The following is a 23,618-nucleotide window of genomic DNA, read 5'->3' as shown; positions in this document are numbered from 1 at the left end:
GAATTGCATTATTACTAACGCTCATCCCGCTTAATATCGGCGGTAAGTTTGGTGGAGCTAGACGGGATCGAACCGTCGACCTCTTGCATGCCATGCAAGCGCTCTCCCAGCTGAGCTATAGCCCCAAACTTATCAAGTTGTATTTAAGTGCACTACAAGCATTCGCTCGTCTGTGTCTCAACTACGGGGCGCATTCTATGCAGCGCACCTAAATGTGTCAACTCGTTTTTTAGGAATTTATTCTATCTGCTACAAATTCAATCGCTTTGGATATTCTTTGCTCAGAACGCGCCTTTCCTATTAAGAATAAGGTGATATCTAAGCCAGGAGACTGCCCTGCACCTGTCACAGCGACACGTAATGGCATACCCACTTTACCCATTCCAACTTCTAATTCGGTCGCGGTGGCTTCAATCGCTTGGTGGATAGCTTCAACAGTCCATTCAGTTAATGCTGCCAGTTTTTGTTGCACTAATTGCAATGGCTCAAGCGCGACACCACGTAAGTGCTTTTTCGCTTGCTCGGCATCAAACTCTGCGAAGTCTTCATAGAAGTAGCGGCTAGAAGCGGCTAACTCTTTTAAGGTCTTAGCGCGTTCAGCCAGAGCCGTCACTACCGCAGATAACGCAGGGCCATTTGAGGTATCGATCTTTTGATCGTCCATATGCCATTGTAAGTGCGACGCCACATATTCAGGATCAAGCGTTTTAATATAATGTTGGTTTAACCAAAGCAGTTTTTCGGTATTAAAGGCAGAAGGCGCTTTGTTGATGTCGTCTAACTTAAAGAGCTGCTTCATTTCTTCTAAAGAGAACACTTCTTGGTCGCCATGTGACCAACCTAAGCGAACTAAGTAGTTAAGCAGTGCTTCAGGCAGATAACCGTCATCACGGTATTGCATTACGCTGACCGCACCATGGCGCTTAGATAACTTGGCACCATCGTCACCTAGAATCATCGACACGTGGGCATATTCGGGAATAGGCGCGCCTAATGCTTTAAGGATGTTGATTTGACGAGGGGTGTTGTTGATATGGTCTTCACCACGAACCACACAGGTAATCCCCATATCCCAGTCGTCAACAACCACACAGAAGTTATAAGTCGGTACGCCATCGGTACGGGCAATGATCAGATCATCTAATGCATCGTTTGAAAATTCGATACGACCACGAACATGGTCATCAAACACCACTGAACCGCCGATGGGGTTTTTGAAACGCACAACAAAAGGCTCATCGGTGTCGCGCGCTGGCAAATCACGGCAACAACCATCGTATTTTTGTGCTTCGCCGTTTGCCGCTTGTGCTTCTCTTAAAGCATCGATACGTTCACGCGAGCAATAACATTTATAAGCTGTGCCCTGCTCTAACATCTGCGCGATGATTTCGTTATAACGATCAAAACGCTTAGTTTGATAGTACGGGCCCTCATCCCACGTTAGACCTAACCAGTTCATGCCTTCTAAAATGGCATCACAGGCAGCCTGAGTTGAACGTTCAATATCCGTATCTTCGATACGTAAAACAAACTCACCATTATTGGCTCGAGCTTGTAACCAAGAATAAAGAGCTGTACGGGCACCGCCCACGTGCAAAAAGCCTGTTGGGCTTGGGGCAAAACGCGTCTTAGTTGTCATAATGGGACACTAACCTATATAAAGTCGTCTAGATAAAGACAATCACGGTAAAAAGTGGGCTTATTCTAGCAGCCTAAGTCTGCGCTGCAAATGGCACTGAGTGCAGGTATTGCAGATCCCCTCAAAGTATCGGCCCAAAGGTGAGCGCTTTAGATTACTCTGCTAAAGATGAGAATCCAGCATTCTATATCCGAAAACAAACACTCGAAAACCCAAGCCATGTAATCGAAACTACATAAAGGTTACGCATCTCTATTTAGAAACATGCCATCAAGATTTAGCAAAATAGATGAAGAGAATGGCGCAGCGCCCTCCTCTATTTATCGTTCAAGCCGTATCGACAACACTCTTCAGTCTAAAAAAGCCGCAAACCCTCAAAAAAGAACGCTTAACGATGCAATTGGCTGACTTTTGGCAAGATGAGCGAAAAAGCCTGAAAAGAAAATACCGACGAAATTGTCCAATAAAGTAACACTTTGAATGATGACGTGATTAACATTAAGTCAATCCGAGCAAAAATAGCGCGACCAATGCTTTTTTCATTAAAAAGCGTTGACACTCGATCGAACCTCCCTATAATACGGCTCCACACAGCAGAGGTCGCTTAGCTCAGCTGGGAGAGCACCTCCCTTACAAGGAGGGGGTCACTGGTTCGATCCCAGTAGCGACCACCATGTGTTAAATGCAAATTTAATCATGGTATACAAGTTGTTATATGCCCGGGTCGCTTAGCTCAGCCGGGAGAGCACCTCCCTTACAAGGAGGGGGTCACTGGTTCGATCCCAGTAGCGACCACCATATACTTCTCATCCTCTGTGTCGTCATTCTCCGGTCGCTTAGCTCAGCCGGGAGAGCACCTCCCTTACAAGGAGGGGGTCACTGGTTCGATCCCAGTAGCGACCACCATATTTTTAGAATGACATTAAAATTTGTATTGAAAGAATTCCGGTCGCTTAGCTCAGCCGGGAGAGCACCTCCCTTACAAGGAGGGGGTCACTGGTTCGATCCCAGTAGCGACCACCATATTCTTCAGTACTGATTTACCCCGGGTCGCTTAGCTCAGCCGGGAGAGCACCTCCCTTACAAGGAGGGGGTCACTGGTTCGATCCCAGTAGCGACCACCATATCCTTCAATACTGATTTACCCCGGGTCGCTTAGCTCAGCCGGGAGAGCACCTCCCTTACAAGGAGGGGGTCACTGGTTCGATCCCAGTAGCGACCACCATAATTCCCCCAAAAACTTTACCCCTAGCTCAACTCAACTATGCTTGATCTTAATCAGCATCTGCTTAACTGAGTCTGTTACCCGATATTCAATCCAATTAAACGCTGCTGATTGTTGCCTTAGGCATATTTGGAGATCAATACTATGGCCAGCGTCAGTCAATCTGCATCCCTCAGCAATATTGCAGCGTATCTAAAACATACCCATGCCTGTGATGAGCAAACCGCTCTCAAAGAAGCCCGTGAAGTCATGCAAAATCTCGTCAGCATGCGCCAAAAAGGCTTTATTACTGGCTGGTACTTCGATGAGCGCGGGCATTTGGAGTTACTTCCGAGTGATGAAATTCTTAAGCGAATAGGTGAAGATCATGGCTGACTACCCCATTACTTCATCTTAGCCATCCTACCAATCCCCTTCTCCACATCCATTTTTCAAACCATTTTTGATCTAAAAGCAACTTATTTTGCTCAGTTAATCGTCAAACTAAAAACCTCTGCTCATCCCCCACAAAATGCAGTTTGGGTGGATTTCCACCCATAGCCAAAATCAACGTGAGCGAGATCTCACCCACAAAACTAAAAGTGTGACAAACATCAAATGAACTACACTTTATTAACCAAACACTTACAGAGTGCATCGTAAGTTGGCGTGGTATTTGCCTTTATTAAGACAGACCTCAGGGAAATCAAGGCTGTATTCCTACTCACACTTGGTAACAAACTAACCAAGGCTGAGGACAAATCCTAACAACAGAAAAAGGAACTCAAAAATGACATTGAATCAACAAATGGGTATCACACGTCCATTAAAAACCGTAGCTAAGATGCTGGCACTGGCCTCAGTGTTCGCGACCAGCTTTAACCTGTTTGCGGCGCCCGTTGAAATCAAGTTCTCCCACGTGGTTGCAGAAAACACGCCAAAGGGTCAAATGGCGTTGAAGTTTAAAGAACTCGTTGAGCAACGTTTACCTGGTGAATATACGGTCAGTGTATTCCCTAACTCACAGTTATTTGGGGATAACAACGAGTTAGCGGCACTGCTGTTAAACGATGTGCAATTTGTAGCACCTTCTCTCTCTAAATTTGAGCGTTACACTAAGCGCCTACAGGTTTTCGACCTGCCATTCCTGTTTAATGACATGGATGCAGTAAACCGTTTCCAACAAGGCGAAGCTGGCCAAGCCCTGCTGAACTCAATGAGCCGTAAAGGGATTGTCGGTTTAGGTTATCTGCACAATGGTATGAAGCAGTTCTCTGCTAACACACCACTGAAACAACCTTCTGATGCTAAAGGCTTAAAATTCCGTGTAATGGCATCTGACGTATTAGCCGCCCAGTTTGATGCTGTGGGCGCTATCCCAGTGAAGAAACCATTCTCTGAAGTGTTTACCCTGCTGCAAACCCGCGCAATCGATGGTCAAGAAAACACTTGGTCTAACACCTACTCACAAAAATTCTATGAAGTTCAAAGCCATATTACAGAAAGTAACCACGGCGTACTGGACTACATGGTCGTGACGTCTGACGCCTTCTGGAAAAGCTTACCAGCGGATAAACGTAAAGTGATCAAAGAAGCCTTAGATGAGTCTATCGCTTTAGGTAACAAGATCGCTGCTGAAAAAGATAACGAAGACAAGCAATTAATCCTTGATTCTAAACGTTCACAACTGGTGACCTTAACACCAGAAGAACGTCAAAAATGGATTGATGTAATGAAACCTGTTTGGGCGAAGTTTGAAGACCAAGTAGGTAAAGATGTGATTGAAGCCGCTGTTGCTGCAAATAAATAATAATGAAATAAACCGCTTAACCTCTTTTTGAGGTTAAGCGGTATTTGAGCGAGGGGAGTACAGCTGTGATATCGCGAATTTTTGGTTACTTTGAAGAAGGGGTGCTTAACCTCTTGATCACCTTAATGACACTCTTAGTGTTTACTGAGGTAGTGGCGCGGTTTTTCTTCAATACTGGTTTTTTATGGATCCAAGAACTGACTTTAACCCTCTGTGGTTGGTTTGTGCTCTTTGGTATGTCCTACGGGGTGAAAGTCGGTGCTCACATCGGTGTTGATGCGTTTGTAAAAAATCTGCCCCCTAAGGCTAAAAAGATCACTTCCCTAGTGACGGCATTGATTTGCTTAGCTTATTGCGGATTGTTTTTAAAGGGTAGCTGGCAATATCTGTCACAAATGTACCAAATCGGCGTACCGATGGAAGATATTCACTTTCCAAAGTTTCTGTTAAACAGCTTAGATCCCGACTTTGCTTGGAACACCTTAAAGATTGATGTCGAAGACGGCGCTGTGCCCATTTGGTTATCCCAAAGCATTCTATTAATTGGTTTTAGCATGTTGACTTGGCGTTTCTTAGAACTGTTTATCGCCATCCTACGCAACCAAGTTTCTGGATTCCAATTTGCCGACGAAGCGAAAGAAAGCATGCATTTAATTGATGAAGGTGCTCAGCACGCACAACAAGAAACAGACAATAAGGAAGCGAAGTAATGGCCATTGCGACCCTCTTTACTGCCCTACTCGTCTGTATGTTTTTAGGTATGCCTATCGCGATTGCGTTAGGTTTCTCGAGCATGCTGACGATTTTATTCTTCTCCAACGATTCCCTCGCCTCAGTGGCGTTAAAACTTTATGAGTCATCGTCAGAGCACTATACCCTGCTGGCGATCCCATTCTTTATTCTGTCCTCAGCCTTCCTGTCAACCGGTGGGGTGGCACGACGGATCATCGACTTTGCGATGGACAGTATCGGCCATATCCGTGGCGGTTTAGCCATGGCCTCTGTGATGGCCTGTATGTTGTTTGCCGCGGTTTCAGGTTCTTCCCCAGCAACTGTGGCCGCCATTGGTTCGATTGTTATCGTCGGTATGGTGAAAGCAGGTTACCCCGAAAAGTTTGCCGCAGGTGTGATTACCACTTCTGGCACCTTAGGGATTTTGATCCCCCCTTCAATCGTGATGCTAGTGTATGCGGCGGCGACGGAAGTGTCGGCAGCCAGAATGTTTATGGCGGGCTTAATCCCAGGTTTGATGATGGGCTTCCTGCTGATGATAGTGATTTATATCGTTGCCCGTTTTAAAAATCTGCCATCACGCCCTTTCCCCGGCTTTAAACAACTGGGTATTTCCAGTGCCAAAGCCTTAGGCGGTCTGGCGCTGATCTTTATCGTGTTAGGTTCAATCTACGGCGGTGTGGCCAGTCCAACCGAAGCCTCTGCCGTAGCCTGTATGTATGCTTATCTTATTGCGGTATTTGGTTATCGCGATATTGGCCCATTGAAAAATGTCGCATGGCGTAACCCTAATGAAGCTATCCCAAGCGCGATCGCTCGTAACTTAGCTCATATGGTGCTGGGGCTGATAAAAACCCCAATCGATAAAGAAATCCGCCATGTGGTGCGCGATGGGGCAAAGGTCAGCATCATGCTGCTGTTTATCATTGCCAACGCCATGTTATTCGCCCATGTGCTAACCACTGAGCGTATTCCCCATATTATTGCCGAATACATTGTGGGCATGGGCTTACCCGCGTGGGGCTTCTTGATCATTGTCAACTTACTGCTGTTAGCGGCGGGTAACTTTATGGAGCCATCGGCCATCGTGCTGATTATGGCGCCAATCCTGTTCCCGATTGCGACTCAGTTAGGTATCGATCCTATCCACTTAGGTATCATCATGGTGGTGAACATGGAGATTGGTATGCTGACACCGCCGGTGGGGCTTAACCTCTTCGTCACTGCGGGGATCACAGGTCGCAGTATCGGCTGGGTTATCCAATCCGTACTACCGTGGTTAGCACTGATGTTAGCCTTCTTGGCGCTTATCACCTACGTGCCACAAATCTCCCTGTTCTTGCCAGAATTTCTGGATAAGCTCAACGGATATTAATCTCAAGGAATAAGGATTATTCCTTGATTCTAGATAGTTTTTAAGCGAGCCTACTCAGGCTCGCTTTGTTTTATTCAGTGTGGATCAGGATTACCCGCTATGTTGCCCATGACGCCCAAGGCCAAACAACGTCTTTTAATGACCATAGTGCTACTTGCGGGCTTATTTGCCATCTTAAAATTGACCTACTGGGTGCACTTTCATCAGGGCAAAATTGACATCCAACAACAATCAGAGCGACAACTCAAAGAACTGGTTAACTTTTTAGATGGTGCCCTGTCACGCTACGAGAGTATTCCCCACGTATTGTCAACCAACCCTATGCTAGCCGATGTATTAAACGATCAGCAAAATGCTAAGAAGGTTCAAGAGCTCAACCTGTATTTAGAAGAAATTCAGCATGTCACTGAGGCATCCGACATTTACCTTATCGACGCCCTCGGCATTGCGATTGCCGCCAGCAACTGGCAGCAGCCTTTTTCATTTATCGGCAAAGACTACTCCTTCAGACCCTATTATACCGATGCGATTTCGGGCAATTTAGGCCGCTACTATGCGGTGGGCACCAGTTCGGATAAGCGCGGCTTTTACTTCTCCTATCCTATTTATCAACAAGGTGGAAAAGGTATTCTGGGCGCCATTATTGTGAAAGTGGATATCGCTGATATCGAGCAACAAAGCACCAGTATTGCAATGGCGGGGCAATATCAATTCCTCATCAGCGATCCCGACGATATCGTGTTTATCTCCAGTGTCGATGAATGGCGCTTAGCCTCACTCACGCCGCTGACTCAGGCCAAACAATATGCCTTAAATGCCTCAAAACGTTACGCAGAGCGCCCAATTGGTGAATTACTGATAAAACCCCAATATCAAGAAGATAGTCTGAGTAATGGGCATATCTATCAAATTCGCTCCGACAACAGTCAGGCGCAATATATGGATACCCATCATTTGATGACCAAGGCGGGTTGGCGGGTGCATATTCTTGCGCCAATGAAGCCCCTGCTCGAATCTATGCCCGCACTTATGCTGCTATCGGCCTCTATCTACTTACTGCTCGCCTTAGGTTTACTCTTTAGCAGCGAGCGGCGCCGCAACCTACAACGGATGCAACTCGCCCAGAGTTTACTAGAGCAGAGGGTGGAAGAGCGCACCCAAGATCTGCAGCAGGCCAATGATCGCCTTAAAGATACTCAGGATGAGCTTATTCAAGCGGCCAAGTTGACCGTAATAGGCAGCCTATCCGCGAGTATCAACCACGAGCTGAATCAACCCTTAGCCGCCCTTCGCAGCTATGCACAAAATACCCAAACCTTCCTCGCCCGCAATATGCAGGATAAAGCACTTGATAATCTTAAGATTATTATCGAACTGACCGACCGCTTAGCCGATATTGTCGGCCAATTTAAGAGTTTTACCCGTAAGAGCCAAGGCACGGATAGCGCGACCGATCTTAAGGGCTGTATCAAACAAGCACTCACCATAGTCCAGCCCGAAATCGACAAACAAGGGGTTGAGCTCGATGTGCTGCTACCCGAAGGCCAATATCAGGTTTGGGGTGATAAAGTGCGATTGCAGCAAGTGTTTGTGAATATTATGAGCAATGCGATTGTCGCCATGCAGCAATCTTCAAAACGGACACTGAGTATTAGGGTAAACTGTGCGGACAAGTTTTGTATCAGTATTCAAGACTCAGGCCCTGGGGTGCGCGAGAGCCAAATGGAGAAGATTTTCGAGCCCTATTTCACCACCAGCGAGCGTACAGGGCTTGGCCTGGGTTTATCCATTTCACAGCGCATTATCGAGTCTATGCAGGGGCAAATTAATGTTGCCAATGCCGAGGACGGCGGCGCGATTTTCCATATTATTTTACCGATTTATTTAGCCGAGGAACGTCAGTCATCATGAGTCTGCCCAATTCAATTCAAGACTATAGCGTACTGATCATCGACGATGAGCCCCATATTGGCACAGTGTTAGTCCAACTGTTTGAGCTGGAAGGCATTAAAGCCTTCGCCACTACCGATCCCAAAGGGATAGCCAAATTACTCGACAGGGACTGGGCGGGCGTGGTGATTTCCGATGTGAATATGCCGCAATTAGATGGCATCAGCTTGATGCAGCAAATTCGTCAACAGGACCCAGATTTACCCGTGGTGCTGCTCACCGGCTTTGGCGATATCGCCATGGCGGTCAATGCCTTAAAACAAGGCGCCTACGATTTTCTCGAAAAACCCTTTAACAACGAACACATGCTAGATGTGGTGAAACGCGCCTTAGATAAACGCAGCCTCACCCTAGAGAACCGTAAATTAAAGAAAGAGTTAGAAAGCCATAACGTGCCCGGGCCAAGAATATTAGGCCACAGTGTTGGCATTTTGCGTATGCGCCATATTATCGACCAAGTAATCGACACTCCCGCCGATGTGCTTATCGAAGGTGAAACCGGTACGGGTAAAGAATTGGTCGCTCGCTATCTGCACGACCACAGTAGTCGTAATCAGGCTAACTTTGTCGCCATTAACTGCGGCGCGATTCCCGAAAACTTGATTGAGAGCGAACTTTTTGGCGCCGAAGCCGGAGCCTTTACCGGTGTGGATAAACTGCGTATCGGTAAGTTTGAGTATGCCAACGGCGGCACACTCTTTTTAGATGAAATCGAAAGCACGCCACTGTCGCTACAGGTCAAACTGCTGCGGGTACTCGAAGATCGCAAGGTCGAGCGCCTAGGCTCCAATAAGAGCATTCATTTGGATATTCGGGTGATTGCCGCCACTAAGGTGGATTTAAAGTCCCTGTGCGACACGGGAGAGTTTCGCCAAGACTTGCTCTATCGCTTAAATCTAGTGACAGTGCCCATTCCACCACTCAGGGATCGCCGCGAAGATATTCCCTTATTATTCTTACACTTTGCCCGTATGGCCTCGGCGCGTTATCACAAGGCGCTGATTGCCCTCAATGCCGAGCAGAATGCTATCCTCACCTCACACGACTGGCCAGGTAATGTGCGCGAGCTGCGAAATCTGGCGGAACGTTATGTATTACTCGGTGGTGAAGCCGCCTTCGCCGGCAGCTTAGGTAATGCCCCGAGTCTGCATACCAGCATGTCGCTGCTGCAACGGGTCGAGTTTTTTGAGCGGGTATTGATTGAAGAAGCCCTAAGTCATAACAAGGGCAGCATTAAGCAGACCATGGAACAACTCGAACTGCCCCGTAAAACCTTGTACGACAAGATGCGTAAGTACGATTTAGACCGCAAACAATATATCAACGCTGACGAGTAAGCCTGTCGGTGCCAATAAAAACCCCGCAAACCGGTTCACGGCTGCGGGGTTTGCTTTATCTAAGGAACTTCAAACTCGCATTTCAATGCTTATGTTTCAAAAACGCATATTGCAAAAGTGAGTTATTACTCATCCCGCACACACATGCCCTTCGAGGATTTCACATAGGGCGCGAGAATAGGCATCATGCCCTTCATCACTTGTAATGGCAGCGCCGAGGTAAAACTAAAATCGTCCGACTTACTGCCCGGCACAAACGCAGTTAAAGTGCCGAAATAGTTATCGCCTAAGTAAAACACAAACGTCGCGGTACGGTTCATCGCCGTGGTAGCCACTTTGCGGCCCTGCTGCATCTGGGTCACGATACGGTTATCACCGGTCCCCGTTTTACCACCAATTGCCAGCATCTCGCCGTTGTCGTCGGTAAAGATACCCTTAAGACGTCGTGCAGTACCGTTTTGAACCACGTTTGCCAGCGCAGCCTTTAAGGCTTGGGCGACTTCATGGCGCATCACTCGTTCACCTTGGGTATTTTGGTTTTCGAGCCGAACTTCATAGGGCGTCTCTTCGGCAAAGTGCAGTTGATTAATCCGCACCGTCGGTAAACGATAACCATCGTTTTGGATAATCCCCATCAATTCCGCCAACGCCGCGGGTCTGTCCCCCGAACTGCCGAGCGCCGAGCCTAAAGAAGGCACCATAGATTCAAAGGGATAGCCTAAACGCGCCCAACGCTGATGAATGTCGAGGAAGGCTTCCACCTCAAGCATCACTTGCACCCGCACATCCCGCGCGTTTTTATGTCGGGTTCTAAACAACCAACGGTAAACCTCTTGGCGCTCATCCTTACTGGCCTCTTTCACATCGTTGAGGTTGGCCTCAGGATGTTGATTCAAATAATCAAGCACCCAAAGTTCGAGCGGATGCACCCGCGCGATATAACCTTGGTCGGGCAGATTATATTTCTCAGGACCGTACTTGTTATACAGCTCTTTAATGCGTTTATCCGTGTAATTGTTTTGCGGTAAACGCTGTTGCAAAAAGGCTTTAAACGAGGCCATGGACTCATTAGGCTGCAAATAACGGTAAGCCGCGGTAAGCTGCTGCTCCGCTTGGGTTTGGCCATCAAAGAACAGTTCTAAACGCTCATTGGGCGCCACTTTCTTATATTTACGGTAGAACTTATTGACGAAGGTATTGCCTTCGCGATCAGCAAATACGCGTAAATATTCCTCACGGCGCGGGTCCTTATCGTTGCGCAGCAAACGCGCCATATTGCCTTCGTTTTGCATGCTGCTGCTGTAGTTAACTATGTCCCGCATTAAGCGCACAAAGGGCAAGTTGATCGAGTCTTGCAGCGCTTGATACATGGTCGGAACCTTAAGATCTTCTGTTTTCTTAAAGTTATTAAATACATGCAAACCACCACCCGTGAAGAATTGCTCATTCGGTGAGGCAGAATATTCCCGTTGTAGCGCCGCATCCAACATGCGGTCAAGGCGTCTATCCGGATTCACAATTAAGTAATCAATCGCCCAGCGCGTGAGATGATCGCGGGGCTCAATCTCAATCGACTCTAACTCAATACCGTGTTTCTTCGAGTATTTGTCGTGGATTTCGGCAATGATCTCCAAGTAAGTTGCGAGCACTCTCAGTTTAGCCGTCGAGCCCAGCTCTAACTTACTGCCTTCGTTAATATCAAAAGGCTGGTCGGTACTGTCGGTTTGCACCCGCACTCGGTTAGCCGTCTCGGTTTTTTCGTAGAGGGTAAAACTGTAGAGCACATTTTGCAGCTGGCTGGGCTCGAGTAAGCGCTCACCTAAGAGACCTACTTTTTCGGCCGTTGATACTTGCCCAAGGCTACGTAAGTAATGACTTACCTGCTGTTGCAATTCACTGTGCAAGCTGCTATTTACGGTCAAATCGAGCCTGTCTAAATCATATAAACCGACATTTAGCATGCCAGCGGTACGAATGCGTATGGTATTAACGCCTTTATCCGCTCCCGACTGAGTATTACGCTGGGGTTTAACGACCTTAAACTGTAATTTTTGAGCCAATGCCGCATCCCGCAGTTTACGGTCAATCAAATAATACTGGCCGAGTAAACGGATATGGCTGTCGACGAGGTTTTCTAAATCCTCATGTCCCTGTAACAAATAATAGGAGGGACGACGCTGGGCAATCATTAACGCCACCACTTGACGGAACACTTGGCCACGCTTAGCCGCATTAGCCTTCACTTGCGGCGAAGCAAGTAGTTTATTAGCGGTATCAAAATCGGTACCAAACCACGCCCACAGGCCATCGCCTATGCCATGCACTTCACCGTGGTTAGGCGCAGAGGATAAAGGCACAGTATTTAAATAATCTTGGATAATGCGTTTACGGGCAGGCTCGGTAATTTCCCCCTGCTGATAGACGCGCACTGTGGCCGAGCCAATTTGCAGCAGTTTATCCTTAATGCTTAAGGTTAACCCTTGGGAGGAATGGCGGAACTTCTCGATTTGTGTCGCCAGCGTACTGCCACCGGCGGTAGACACATTCATCCCCACCATTTCAGCGATTTGACTCATCCCCGCCACAATAAACCTTGGCCAGTCGATTACAGGATTCAGTTTGGGTTCTGTGGTCCACAGTTCGCGGTTTTCAATAAACAGTAAGGTATTGACGATTTCATTAGGGATTTTATCGTCATCCTGATACACACGCTTAGGATAGGTAAACTCGTAGAGATCAGTGTTACGACAGTCGAGCAGAGTCAAGCCCGATTGCGCTTTCTCGTGATAAGGCGGGAAAAAGCCCATCTTGGCGTATTCCTGCAGCGCGGGAGAAAACTCGACTTGTTGCGTCACCTGGAAGTTACGTTGCAGCAATCTATCGATATATTGCGGCAGTTTACTGTAACCGTGACGCTCATCAAAGGGGCCGTAACTTGGATAAATAATCGATTGAGTTGGCTGATTTTTCAGCTCATAGGTCAAGGTCTTAGCATATTGGTGAACATACTTTGATTGGTAAAAGGAGGTTTTTACCTCCTGCCCAATCAAAATTGCTACACAGAGGATCAGTATAAAAAATAGGAACCAGACACGCCCCTTGGATCTTGGCTTACGCTGACGCTTAGCCTTAGGTTCGGGTTGTGGCGGACGTGGACGATAATTTTCGAATTGCATTTCTTGCGTAGAATTAGGCAAAACGGCTCCAAAAAATCACTAATCAAATCCTTTCTACGTGGGAAAATTCCCAACCTATGCTCAACACATCAGGTTGAATAGCGAATATAAACAAACCACTAGTAATTAGTTTATATCCACATGTCTGCAATGTTATCGCAGTTAAATTGAGCAAGATCTAACCCGCATAGGATGATTGCGTCTTGTTGTTAGATCTCACGCTATTTTAATGAGTTGGCAGCATGCCTCAAAGTGGTTAGCGCAAAAATACTTTTACGCATTATTGAAACGACTATCGGCTTAAGGCCGATGCTAATCCCAAATAAACTCACGAAAATGCTTACGACAAACCGATTCGTAACTTTCATTACCACCAATTGCGACCTGCTCACCTTCGCGCATCACTTTACCTTCACCATCGAGGCGTACCACCATATTGGCTTTACGACCACAGTGACAGATGGTTTTCAGCTCGACTAATTTATCAGCCCAGGCCAATAAATAATGACTACCAGTAAAAAGCTCACCTTGGAAGTCGGTACGCAATCCGTAACACAATACTGGGATATCAATTTTATCAACAACATAGGTAAGTTGTTTGACTTGTTCTTTGCTTAAGAATTGGCATTCATCCACCAACACACAACTTAGGTGATTCTGTTGATGGGCAGCGGTGATCATCTCAACCAAATTATCATTACTGCTAAATACCTGTGCGTCGGTTTCAATCCCAATCCGTGAAGCCACCTTGCCTTTGCCATATCTGTCGTCGATAGAAGCTGTCATCACAAGGGTATTCATGCCGCGCTCGCGGTAGTTATAAGAAGACTGTAATAGAGAGGTAGATTTGCCCGCATTCATTGCTGAATAGTAAAAGTACAATTGCGCCAAAATGAATCCCTTTTTCTAACTGAGTTATCATTTCTCTGTATCCAGAGTTTATGCCGCCAAGTTTACCATTGCCTCGCCCCCTAACACACTAGGCCAGTCTCAGCTTTTATACTGAAATCTCACTCTCGATTTTACTGAGATATTTTGACGGCTTCAGCGAATATCAGAATTGTCTGTTTATTGTTCGCCACCCTCTCTAAATTGCAAAACGTAAAAACAGAGCAAGCTCTAAAACGACAATTGTTACAATAAGCTTAATTTAACCTTAAATATTGTTTTATATAAGAAAATTCACATTAACAAAAGTTTAGAAATGCGATCTACCTCCAAAGTTATAGGCTTAAATGCGGTTTAGCTCAAAAAACAAACATACCCATAACAGTAATATTTCGTTCGAGACAAAAAGTGCTCAATTTTAAAAAAAATAAAACCTATACGATGCTTGCAAATTAAATCAGCGGCTATAAGCACTAATCTCCCCTGCAAATTTAGTGCTGCAATCCGTGCCTTTAAATGCGTATTGGATTAAATGGAGATTATGATGAGAATATTCACCTCTAAAAAACTCGCATACCTTGTTGCCTTAGCACTGACAGGTGCTCTAGTCGGTTGCGGAAGTGATGGTAAAGATGGTGTGGATGGTGCACCAGGTACTCCGGGAACCCCCGGCACACCTGGAACTCCAGGTGAACCTTGGGTTCCACCTCCAGTAACGAGTTCAACTATCACAAATGTAAAAGTACTGAACTATAGCTTTGGTGAAGGCAGTATCACCTATGAATTTCAGATCACTGACGAAAACGGCAACTTAATCAATGGACTGAAAAATGCTGAAGCCAAAGTTGCAGCATTAACCGATAAAGGCTTTATCAATAATAGAAATGAAGCCGACAAAACAGACGCAAGTGGCAATCCTGTCAAAGATAATGTCAATATCGGTGGCGCTGCGACTCAATCTACAGAAGGCGCAGAGATCAAATCATTAGGCGATGGTCACTATAGCTTTAAGGCACCGATGAAAGGCGTCAATGCAGCCACTGAGGGCATTGTATGGCTCAGAGTCGGCGGTAATGCTGAAACTGGCATCGCTCGATCAGCACCGCTGGTGGTGAATAAGCCCGAAGGCACTCATTCAACCACGACCGATAGTTGCTATTCCTGTCACGTAGACTATTCAACAAGCCCACGTCGCCACGCAAGCTATGTAGCTACCGGCATGGACAGCGAAGTCACCTTCGTTGAAGGCTGTTTAGTCTGTCACGGCTCAGTTAGCTTTGCAGCAAAAAATGCCGAAGGTTTCTCAATCGGCGGTTATGCTACCAATACCTTGTCTAAGATTGGCCACATTAATCACCAGAAATTCACTAAAGATTTCAGTGTGATGAACTGTAGTTCTTGCCACGTTGAAGCACCTACTAATATCAGTGTTTCAGGCCCAGGCTGTATCGACTGTCACAATACTGGCGGCATACCAGGCGCGATAGTGCCAAGTAATGGTGCCGATGTGCGTCCAATGCATGAAGGCAAAGAAGGTATTACCGAGCGTCAAGCTATCCGTGCTAAGTACCAAGTTGCCCTATCAACGCCAGTTAAAGTGGATGATATTTCAACCTTAACGGATCACTATGCGCCCGATGGTTCAAGCGTTGCCAAAGCCGAACCCGGCTGGTGTACCACTCTGACAGTAAAAGATACTGACGGTAATATCTTTAGCATTAAAGATAACTTCAACTACTCAAATCCGCTGGTATTTGATGCCAAGAAACCGATTGTCTATGCAGGCGCTTATCTACATGCCTATGACAATAACACCTTAGTCGGCCGCCCAGGAAACCGTACGAACTATTACTATGGCTATAACGCCGATGGCACTAAGAATATCTGTCACCTACTGACCGATATCAGCGCAGTGAACGCTAACTATGCCTACTCTGCACGTGTCACCTTCAGCACTGCTGGCTGGATGGAATACGACGGTAACCAACGCTATCAGAGCAATGGCAACCTCAGAGCCAACGGTTATGACGGTTCAATGGGTGTATCCTTCACCGCATACTCAGATGTGGTAAATCCAGTCACAGCTGCAAAAGTTTCAGCTTTTGAGCGTCGCACAGTGATCAGCGATAATAGCTGCACCACTTGCCATAACGATGCCACCGCCTTCCACAAAAACGGTGCATTCGATCAAGGCGGTAACGGTTGTATTGCCTGCCACGATAACGGTATGGCACGGACTTCGGCCACTCTGGGTGCTGGTTTTGGTCCTATGATCCACAGCTGGCACTGGGGTAATGGTGCGAATGTCGGTGAGATGAAGGCCGATGGCACTCAAGCCAAGACCGCAAACGGTGCAGGCGCCATCAATCCAGTCACCAGCTGTGTTGCCTGTCACGAAACCGCGATTGATTTAAATAAAGTGCCAAATCAATACATCCTTGAGCCTGGTAACAAGATGACCAGCCCTGTCACGGCAAACTGTTATGCCTGCCATACTGGCGATGCAGTCAAAGCCCACATGGTGAGCAACGGTGGCGAGATCAGCGTTCCAGCCACTGGCGACTGGTTCAAGCAACCTACGGGTGAATCTTGTGCCGTGTGCCACAACGCGGGTAGCAGCTCTGGTATCGATAAATACCACAACTTTACCCGTAAGTAGTAGTCGTCCCGCTATTTTCCCTGCAAGGAAATAGCCCAAGCGCCCTACGATTGTAGGGCGCTTTTTTGTTTACTTTTTCTTACAACTTCACCCCATAGGTTTTCAGTCCCATTTAAGTTAGTAACGTTAGAGTCACAAAAAACTACAATTCTAAGGAAATCACTCAACTATGCGTAAAAGTTTTATTGCCATCGCCATTGGCGCCACACTGATGACAGGAGCACTGGCGGGTTGTAGCTCTCAAGATACCAAAGCCGCAAATGTGACCGCAGTTCAAACCCAAAATCCTCTGTTCCAAGCCAGTACGCTGCAATACCAAGCGCCTGATTTCAGCGTGATTAAAGACGAGCATTTTCAGCCCGCATTAGAGCAAGGCATTAAAGAGCATTACCAAGAGATTTTGGCCATTGCTAACAATCCTGCCGCCCCGACATTCGACAACACTATTGTCGCCATGGAAAAAAGCGGTGCCCTGCTCAACCGTGCATCGAGTGTGTTTTACAACCTCGCAGGTTCAAACAGCAATCCAGCCCTGCGTAAAATCCAAGGCGAAATGGCGCCCAAAATGGCGGCTCACTCGGATAACATCAACCTCAATCCAGCACTATTCGCCCGTATTGAAGCCATTTATAACGACCGTAATAACTTAGGCTTAACCCCTGAAGCGGTTCGTTTGGTTGAGGTGTATCACCAACGCTTTATCATGGCCGGCGCTAAGCTAACCGATGAGCAGAAAGTGAAGATCCGCGCCCTGAATGAAGAGCAATCGACGCTCACCAACGAGTTCTCACAACGTTTACTGCGCTTAACCAAAGAAATTGCCATCGTTGTCGATAACAAAGAGCAATTGGCGGGCCTAAGTGACAGCGAGATCACCTCGGCAGCCAACGATGCCAAGGCCGCTGGCCACGAAGGTAAGTACCTAATCAACATCACCAACACCACTCGCCAGCCTGTGCTCGCCTCTTTAGAGAACCGTGAACTGCGCCAACGCATTTGGGAAGCCTCGGCAAACCGTGGCTTAACGGGTGAAAACGAAACCGCATCTTTAGTGTCTCGCTTAGCCCAATTACGTGCCGAGCGCGCTGCCCTCTTAGGTTATGAAAACTGGGCCAGCTACCGCCTCGCGCCACAAATGGCAAAAAACCCAGAAGCGGTATACAGCATGTTTGGTTCTATGGTGCCAGCTGTCGTAGCCAATACTGAGAAAGAAGCGGCCGATATTCAAGCGATGATCGACAAGACTGGCGGCAAGTTTGAACTCGCGCCATGGGACTGGGAATTCTACGCCGAGAAAGTTCGCCAAGAGAAATATGCCCTCGATGCGAGTAGCATTCGTCCTTACTTCGAATTTAACCGCGTACTCGAAGACGGCGTGTTCTACACCCTCAAGGAACTCTATGGCGTCACCTTAAAACCACGTCCAGATTTACCCGTGTATCACCCAGATGTAAAAGCCTACGAAATGTTTGATGCCGATGGTTCGAGCATGGCGATTTTCTATGCCGACTACTTTGCCCGTGAAGGCAAACGTGGCGGCGCATGGATGAGCTCGTTCGTGGGTCAATCCTTCCTCGAAGGCACTAAGCCTGTCGTGGTTAACGTGATGAACATTAAGAAGGCGCCAGAGGGACAACCGACCTTCGTCAGCTACAACGAAGTCACCACTATGTTCCACGAAATGGGCCATGGTACCCACGGTATGTTCTCTAAGGTGACTTACCCAAGCTTGGCGGGCACCTCGGTCTCACGTGACTTTGTGGAATTCCCATCAACCTTCGAAGAAGACTGGGCAGCCCATCCTAAAGTGTTAGCCAACTACGCCAAACACTTCGAAACTGGTAAGCCAATTCCCGATGATTTGCTGCAAAAACTGCTGAAATCCGGCAGCTTTAACCAAGGTTTTGATACCTTAGAGTATATGGCTGCTGCGCTAGTGGATATGGAATGGCACTCATTAAGCCCTGATGCACCATTGCAAGATGTGGCGACATTTGAAGCCAATGCGCTGAAAAAGCACGGCTTAAATATCACCGCCGTACCACCACGTTATAAGTCAACTTACTTTGCCCACGCCTTCCCAGGTGGTTACTCAGCAAGTTACTACGCTTATATGTGGAGTGAGATTTTAGCAGCTGACGCCTTTGCTTATGTGCAAACGCAAGGTGGTCTCAACCGTGAAATCGGTATGAAATACCGCAAAACGATCCGCGAAGTGGGCAACAGCATTGCACCAATGGAAGCCTACAAAAACTTCCGAGGTCAAGAGCCTACCACCGAAGGGTTATTGAATCGACGTGGACTCAACACCGCCCTGTAATTTGGGATGAGTGAACGATAAAAAATCAGCCAGCATAATGCTGGCTGATTTGTTTTTAGCGCTCGGTAAATACACAGAGAAGACTCGCGAATAAACCGCTCGCTGAAGTCAGGCTTATTTCGCGTTACTTTGGGATTTAAACCGTAACCACACAATGCTCAAGACAAACAGCACGCTACAGGTCAATAGTCCCGCATTCACCGATTCTGTAAAGCCAAGCACCACATAACCCACCATGCTGATCAGCGCCACAATCACAGCGTAAGGCAGCTGAGTCACAACATGGTCAATATGGTGACAGCTCGCGCCAGTTGACGACAAAATCGTGGTATCCGAAATCGGTGAGCAGTGATCACCAAATACCGCGCCCGCCAACACCGAAGCCAGCATTGGTAACATCATAGCTGTGTGGCTGCCCATCGCCATATCGGCGGCAATCGGCAGCATAATACCAAACGTGCCCCAACTGGTGCCGGTAGAAAACGCCGTCAGACCCGCTAACACAAACATCAATGCAGGTAAGAAGGCAAAGGGAATGTTCCCTGTGGCGAGGCTTGCCATAAACTTACCAGTCTCAAGCTGGCCAATCACGCCCGCGATGGTCCAAGCAAATAACAGGATATAAATCGCAGGCAGCATAGAGCGAGCGCCCTGCACCACGCCTTTGACGACCATCGACTTTTCAACGCCTTGTACTAGGTTAAGCACCAGCGCAACCGCTAAACCAATCAGTGCACCAAAGAACAGTGATGAACTCACATCGGTTTTTTCAAAAGCAGAAATAATATTAAATTCAATGCCTTCTTTCGCTAATACCTGGGCACCGCTGTCGATCATAAAATACAGGGTCGCAAATACCAGCACGGTAATAGGTAAGAATAAACCGAGAATTTTACCCGTTTCGGCTTCGGGTAAATCGGCATTCGCCCCAGGTGGTAATCCTTTATTCTCATCATATAAATTACCGCGCTGCGCATTTAATTCATGCTCACGCATAGGGCCAATATCTAAGCCCATGAATGCAACACAAAGTAATAATAATAAAGAGAAAATAGCGTAGAAATTCATAGGGATCATTTGAATAAACACACTCAAATGTCCAGAGTCAGCAAAACCGTGGGCGGTTAATATGCCGCCGATCAGCGCGATAATATAAGCGCCCCAACTGGATACCGGCGAAATAACGCAAACTGGCGCCGCCGTTGAATCTAATAAATAGGCTAACTTAGCGCGGGAAATATAATAACGATCGGTGACGGGTCTGGCGACGGAACCTACGACTAAGCTATTGAAATAATCGTCAATAAAGACAACACAGCCTAAAAACATGGTCAGTAATTTGGCATCGCGTTTATTGCGAATATGCAGGCGCGCCCAATCGGCAAATGCCCGCGCACTACCACTGACAGTAATTAATGCCGTGATCATCCCTAATACAATTAAAAAGCCGAGAATGTATAAATTCCAAGAATTTACGCCATCTTCTGACCAAAAGAGTCCTTTTACACTGTTAAATAAAAACTCACCGCTGGCCACAGGTGAAAATTGATTGAGTAATAACACCCCAATCACAATACCTAAACCGAGGGAAAGGAGAACGCGGCGAGTGAAAATCGCCAACACAATTGCGACCACAGGCGGCAGCAGAGAAAGTGCCGAATCGGCGTAACTTACTACAGTCATTGATTATTTCTTCGTCAAAATACGAATGGAGGGCGACTGAACTGGTGGGAAAAGGCAATAGATACCCAAGATCACCTGTCCTATCAGTAGCGCTCCATAGTAACTATTCCTAATATCCGTATCAGAAAATACTATGGCAGTGTTGTACCTATTCGGCACAACCCCAGCAGTTGATCGTGATAAATCAAACCACTTCGGCACCAAATCCTTTCGCGAACGATCAACGGAATCACCCTACTGATCACTACTGATATTTGGTGCGCCTCTACTTCTAAGAACGCCCATGCACGGGCGTGAGGCACATAAAAACATAAGCGGCTAAGCAGTTGCCACCGCAAAGCCGCTTACTTTGACTTAGATCACGGATAAAATCAACCTAGAGTTGAAATCAACTCTGGAACGGCGTCAAACAGGTCGGCTTCGAGACCATAATCGGCCACCTGGAAGATTGGCGCTTCAGGATCTTTGTTGATTGCCACAATCACCTTTGCGTCTTTCATCCCAGCTAAATGCTGAATCGCGCCCGAAATCCCCACGGCGATGTAGAGGTTCGGTGCCACAATCTTACCGGTTTGACCCACTTGCAGATCGTTAGGCACAAAACCTGCGTCAACCGCGGCGCGTGAAGCCCCAACCGCGGCACCGAGTTTGTCCGCCAGTTGTTCCAACATACCGAAGTTTTCACCGCTGCCCATACCACGGCCACCAGAAACGATAATGCCCGCATTACCTAACTCTGGACGTGCTGAAACAGTCAATGATTGAGACACAAACTGGGTTTTGGCTTCAAACACTTTATCTAAGGTAGCCACGGCAGCACTGTTGCCCTGCACCGCCGCATCGAAGGCACTGGCACGGACTGTCATAACTTTAATCGCGTCATGGCTTTGTACTGTTGCTAAAGCGTTTCCTGCGTAAATTGGGCGAACAAAAGTGTCACTGCTCACCACGCCAATCACTTCCGAAATCTGCGCTACATCTAAAAGCGCCGCCACACGCGGTAGCGTATCTTTGCCAGCACTCGATGCTGCAGCCAAGATATGGCTGTAGTTTGGTGCTAAGTCCACCAGCAATTTAGCTACGTTTTCGGCTAAATGCGCTTCATAGGCACTATTGTCGGCGACCAATACTTGAGCGACGCCTTGCAGGGCTTGCGCAGCTTGTGCCACGGCGCCACATTGGTGACCCACCACCAATACATGCACATCGTCACCAATTGCACGCGCGGCGGTGACAACCTTTGCGGTATCCAGTTTCAGTGCCGCATTATCGTGTTCTGCTAATACTAAAATGGCCATGTTAGATCACCTTCGCTTCATTTTTTAACTTTTCAACCAGCTCAGCTACCGACGCAACCATGATGCCTGCTTTACGCTCTGCAGGTGGCGTCACCTTCACCACAGTTTGATGGGCTTTTAGCGTCACACCTAAATCCGCAACAGTGAGCACATCTAATGGCTTACGTTTAGCTTTCATGATGTTAGGTAATGAAGCGTAACGAGGTTCGTTCAAACGTAAATCGGCTGTTACCACAGCAGGCAGCGGCAGACTTAAGGTTTGCATCCCGCCATCTATCTCGCGAGCCACTTGCACTGAATGACCTTCAACTTTGATTTCAGAAGCAAAAGTGGCTTGTGGCATATCCATTAATGCCGCAAACATTTGACCAGTTTGGTTATTATCGCCATCGATAGATTGCTTACCAAACAGCACTAATTGCGCTTGTTCTTTTTCTTGTACGGCTTTGAGTAATTTGGCAATCGATACTGGGGTTAACTCTTCTTCAGTATCAATGTGAATCGCACGGTCAGCACCTAATGCTAACGCGGTACGTAATTGTTCTTGAACAGCTTTATTGCCGATACTGACGACCACTACTTCAGTAGCACTGCCCGCTTCTTTTAAACGAACCGCTTCTTCTACTGCAATTTCACAAAAAGGGTTCAACGCCATTTTGAGGTTTGCGGTATCAACGCTGGTGTTGTCAGCTTTTACCCTGACCTTCACATTGGCATCAACTACGCGCTTAACAGGCACCAATACTTTCATAGGGTTTCCTTCCTACACTTTCATGTACATGGACAAAACATTGGTCATCACCAATGCAGGATAGAGCCACTTTACGTCCTGTTAACGTTAACGTCAACCAAAGTCAAACGCCTGTTTGCATTTTTTAAGACTGTGGTATTGGCCACATTTTTGAACAGTTATTTGCCACATATAAAAAGTTCAAAAATTAAATAATATTTAATTTCTGTTTATTGCATAATTTTATTTGATTCGAGCAATATTAGTTTCTATCATTTAGCTGTTGTTCACCATTATCCTGTAATAAAAATAGAGTGGGACGAAAATAGATATGAGCGAATTTTTAGAAATATTAACTCACGGTCGTCGTTTTAAAGCTGCTGTAAAAGATTTGAGCCTCGAAGAATTGCGTGATTTAGCTGCAAAACTGGATAAGATTCTCACAGAGCGTGAATCTATGGCTGAAGAAGAACAGCAAGCTATCGCTGCTCGTAATGCAAAGATCGAAGAAATCCGTCAACAAATGGAAGCTGTTGGTTTATCAATCGACGATTTAGGCGGTGTTGCAGTTAAAGCTGTAAGCAAAAAGCGCGCTCCTCGTCCAGCAAAATACCAAATCGAAGTTAACGGCGAAGTGATCCAGTGGACAGGTCAAGGTCGTATGCCAACGGTATTTAAGAACGAAGTCAATAAAGGCCGTTCTATGGATGATTTCTTAATCTAATCCAATATAGTGTGTAATAGCGATGCGCTATTAACACTGAGTAACATAAAAAAGCTCGCACCCTGCGAGCTTTTTTATGCCCAGCAGAATCCC

The 23,618-nt window shown here is 46.9% G+C and carries 15 protein-coding genes, 7 tRNA genes and 1 riboswitch; of the genes, 15 read left to right on the top strand and 7 right to left on the bottom strand.

Annotated features, from left to right (window positions below; translation table 11 throughout):
* Window positions 1-49 precede the first annotated feature (49 nt).
* Together EYR25_RS06410 and gltX are read right to left on the bottom strand one after the other, a co-directional pair.
* A tRNA-Ala gene (locus EYR25_RS06410) sits at window positions 50-125 on the bottom strand.
* A gap of 104 nt (window positions 126-229) precedes the next feature.
* Window positions 230-1,639: a glutamate--tRNA ligase gene (gene gltX, locus EYR25_RS06405; RefSeq protein WP_133178882.1), complete on the bottom strand. Its 1,410-nt coding sequence runs from the start codon at window positions 1,637-1,639 to the stop codon at window positions 230-232.
* A gap of 598 nt (window positions 1,640-2,237) precedes the next feature.
* Here gltX and EYR25_RS06400 point away from each other — a divergent pair.
* The 12 genes from EYR25_RS06400 (at window position 2,238) to EYR25_RS06345 (ending at window position 10,047) form a co-directional block, all read left to right on the top strand.
* Window positions 2,238-2,313: transfer RNA gene (locus tag EYR25_RS06400), tRNA-Val, on the top strand.
* Between the two features lie 48 nt (window positions 2,314-2,361).
* Window positions 2,362-2,437: transfer RNA gene (locus EYR25_RS06395), tRNA-Val, on the top strand.
* A 32-nt stretch (window positions 2,438-2,469) separates the two neighbouring features.
* Window positions 2,470-2,545: transfer RNA gene (locus EYR25_RS06390), tRNA-Val, on the top strand.
* Between the two features lie 41 nt (window positions 2,546-2,586).
* Window positions 2,587-2,662: transfer RNA gene (locus EYR25_RS06385), tRNA-Val, on the top strand.
* A 25-nt stretch (window positions 2,663-2,687) separates the two neighbouring features.
* A tRNA-Val gene (locus EYR25_RS06380) sits at window positions 2,688-2,763 on the top strand.
* 25 nt (window positions 2,764-2,788) lie between these two features.
* Window positions 2,789-2,864, top strand: a tRNA-Val gene (locus EYR25_RS06375).
* A gap of 144 nt (window positions 2,865-3,008) precedes the next feature.
* Window positions 3,009-3,239 (top strand): hypothetical protein, encoded by a 231-nt coding sequence (locus EYR25_RS06370; protein ID WP_023267212.1) that lies wholly within the window; start codon window positions 3,009-3,011, stop codon window positions 3,237-3,239.
* 394 nt (window positions 3,240-3,633) lie between these two features.
* Window positions 3,634-4,653 carry a TRAP transporter substrate-binding protein gene (locus EYR25_RS06365; RefSeq protein ID WP_023267211.1) on the top strand — a complete coding sequence of 340 codons (1,020 nt, stop codon included), beginning with the start codon at window positions 3,634-3,636 and terminating at the stop codon, window positions 4,651-4,653.
* Between the two features lie 65 nt (window positions 4,654-4,718).
* A complete protein-coding gene (locus EYR25_RS06360) occupies window positions 4,719-5,363 on the top strand; it encodes a TRAP transporter small permease (protein ID WP_023267210.1) in 645 nt (214 codons plus the stop codon).
* Window positions 5,363-6,760 (top strand): TRAP transporter large permease, encoded by a 1,398-nt coding sequence (locus EYR25_RS06355; RefSeq protein ID WP_133178881.1) that lies wholly within the window; start codon window positions 5,363-5,365, stop codon window positions 6,758-6,760. The genes EYR25_RS06360 and EYR25_RS06355 overlap by 1 nt, the downstream gene beginning before the upstream one ends.
* Before the next feature lie 99 nt (window positions 6,761-6,859).
* On the top strand, window positions 6,860-8,671 hold the full coding sequence (locus EYR25_RS06350) for a sensor histidine kinase (RefSeq protein ID WP_133178880.1): 1,812 nt from the start codon (window positions 6,860-6,862) through the stop codon (window positions 8,669-8,671).
* Window positions 8,668-10,047 (top strand): sigma-54-dependent transcriptional regulator, encoded by a 1,380-nt coding sequence (locus EYR25_RS06345; RefSeq protein ID WP_011716480.1) that lies wholly within the window; start codon window positions 8,668-8,670, stop codon window positions 10,045-10,047. The genes EYR25_RS06350 and EYR25_RS06345 overlap by 4 nt, the downstream gene beginning before the upstream one ends.
* A 125-nt stretch (window positions 10,048-10,172) precedes the next feature.
* Here EYR25_RS06345 and EYR25_RS06340 read toward each other — a convergent pair whose 3' ends face one another.
* Window positions 10,173-13,244, bottom strand: a complete 3,072-nt coding sequence (locus EYR25_RS06340) for a transglycosylase domain-containing protein (RefSeq protein ID WP_133178879.1) — start codon at window positions 13,242-13,244, stop codon at window positions 10,173-10,175.
* 291 nt (window positions 13,245-13,535) lie between these two features.
* Window positions 13,536-14,114, bottom strand: coding sequence for a thymidine kinase (locus EYR25_RS06335; protein WP_039978146.1), 579 nt, complete (start codon window positions 14,112-14,114; stop codon window positions 13,536-13,538).
* Window positions 14,115-14,655: 541 nt separating this feature from the next.
* Here EYR25_RS06335 and EYR25_RS06330 point away from each other — a divergent pair.
* Both EYR25_RS06330 and EYR25_RS06325 read left to right on the top strand, forming a co-directional pair.
* Complete coding sequence (locus tag EYR25_RS06330; RefSeq protein ID WP_133178878.1) at window positions 14,656-16,770, top strand: multiheme c-type cytochrome; 2,115 nt, start codon at window positions 14,656-14,658, stop codon at window positions 16,768-16,770.
* A 169-nt stretch (window positions 16,771-16,939) separates the two neighbouring features.
* Window positions 16,940-19,090, top strand: coding sequence for a M3 family metallopeptidase (locus EYR25_RS06325; RefSeq protein ID WP_133178877.1), 2,151 nt, complete (start codon window positions 16,940-16,942; stop codon window positions 19,088-19,090).
* A gap of 114 nt (window positions 19,091-19,204) precedes the next feature.
* Here EYR25_RS06325 and EYR25_RS06320 read toward each other — a convergent pair whose 3' ends face one another.
* From EYR25_RS06320 to EYR25_RS06310, 3 genes are all read right to left on the bottom strand, one after another.
* Window positions 19,205-20,773: a Na+/H+ antiporter NhaC family protein gene (locus EYR25_RS06320; protein WP_023267203.1), complete on the bottom strand. Its 1,569-nt coding sequence runs from the start codon at window positions 20,771-20,773 to the stop codon at window positions 19,205-19,207.
* Between the two features lie 79 nt (window positions 20,774-20,852).
* Window positions 20,853-21,049, bottom strand: a riboswitch (Lysine riboswitch).
* 95 nt (window positions 21,050-21,144) lie between these two features.
* Complete coding sequence (locus EYR25_RS06315; protein ID WP_133178876.1) at window positions 21,145-22,071, bottom strand: electron transfer flavoprotein subunit alpha/FixB family protein; 927 nt, start codon at window positions 22,069-22,071, stop codon at window positions 21,145-21,147.
* 1 nt (window position 22,072) lies between these two features.
* The gene (locus EYR25_RS06310) at window positions 22,073-22,822 is read right to left on the bottom strand and encodes an electron transfer flavoprotein subunit beta/FixA family protein (protein WP_133178875.1); all 750 of its coding nucleotides are present in this window, start codon (window positions 22,820-22,822) and stop codon (window positions 22,073-22,075) included.
* A 310-nt stretch (window positions 22,823-23,132) separates the two neighbouring features.
* On the opposite strand from EYR25_RS06310, the gene EYR25_RS06305 reads away from it, so the two are divergent.
* Window positions 23,133-23,525, top strand: a complete 393-nt coding sequence (locus tag EYR25_RS06305) for an H-NS histone family protein (protein ID WP_023267200.1) — start codon at window positions 23,133-23,135, stop codon at window positions 23,523-23,525.
* Window positions 23,526-23,618 lie beyond the last annotated feature (93 nt).

Source organism: Shewanella decolorationis, from assembly GCF_004354305.1.
Classification (GTDB): Bacteria; Pseudomonadota; Gammaproteobacteria; order Enterobacterales; family Shewanellaceae; genus Shewanella; species Shewanella decolorationis.
The sequence above is the reverse complement of the archived record's forward strand: the minus strand, read 5'-3'. Positions and strand labels throughout refer to the sequence as shown.

What these genes read in the sequence shown, in the direction of transcription:
- EYR25_RS06355 (WP_133178881.1), top strand. Translation starts at nt 5,363, where the DNA reads ATGGCCATTGCGACCCTCTTTACTGCCCTACTCGTCTGTATGTTTTTA.
- EYR25_RS06370 (WP_023267212.1), top strand. Translation starts at nt 3,009, where the DNA reads ATGGCCAGCGTCAGTCAATCTGCATCCCTCAGCAATATTGCAGCGTAT.
- EYR25_RS06320 (WP_023267203.1), bottom strand. Translation starts at nt 20,773, where the DNA reads ATGACTGTAGTAAGTTACGCCGATTCGGCACTTTCTCTGCTGCCGCCT.
- EYR25_RS06315 (WP_133178876.1), bottom strand. Translation starts at nt 22,071, where the DNA reads ATGGCCATTTTAGTATTAGCAGAACACGATAATGCGGCACTGAAACTG.
- gltX (WP_133178882.1), bottom strand. Translation starts at nt 1,639, where the DNA reads ATGACAACTAAGACGCGTTTTGCCCCAAGCCCAACAGGCTTTTTGCAC.
- EYR25_RS06350 (WP_133178880.1), top strand. Translation starts at nt 6,860, where the DNA reads ATGTTGCCCATGACGCCCAAGGCCAAACAACGTCTTTTAATGACCATA.
- EYR25_RS06365 (WP_023267211.1), top strand. Translation starts at nt 3,634, where the DNA reads ATGACATTGAATCAACAAATGGGTATCACACGTCCATTAAAAACCGTA.
- EYR25_RS06330 (WP_133178878.1), top strand. Translation starts at nt 14,656, where the DNA reads ATGAGAATATTCACCTCTAAAAAACTCGCATACCTTGTTGCCTTAGCA.
- EYR25_RS06310 (WP_133178875.1), bottom strand. Translation starts at nt 22,822, where the DNA reads ATGAAAGTATTGGTGCCTGTTAAGCGCGTAGTTGATGCCAATGTGAAG.
- EYR25_RS06305 (WP_023267200.1), top strand. Translation starts at nt 23,133, where the DNA reads ATGAGCGAATTTTTAGAAATATTAACTCACGGTCGTCGTTTTAAAGCT.
- EYR25_RS06345 (WP_011716480.1), top strand. Translation starts at nt 8,668, where the DNA reads ATGAGTCTGCCCAATTCAATTCAAGACTATAGCGTACTGATCATCGAC.
- EYR25_RS06325 (WP_133178877.1), top strand. Translation starts at nt 16,940, where the DNA reads ATGCGTAAAAGTTTTATTGCCATCGCCATTGGCGCCACACTGATGACA.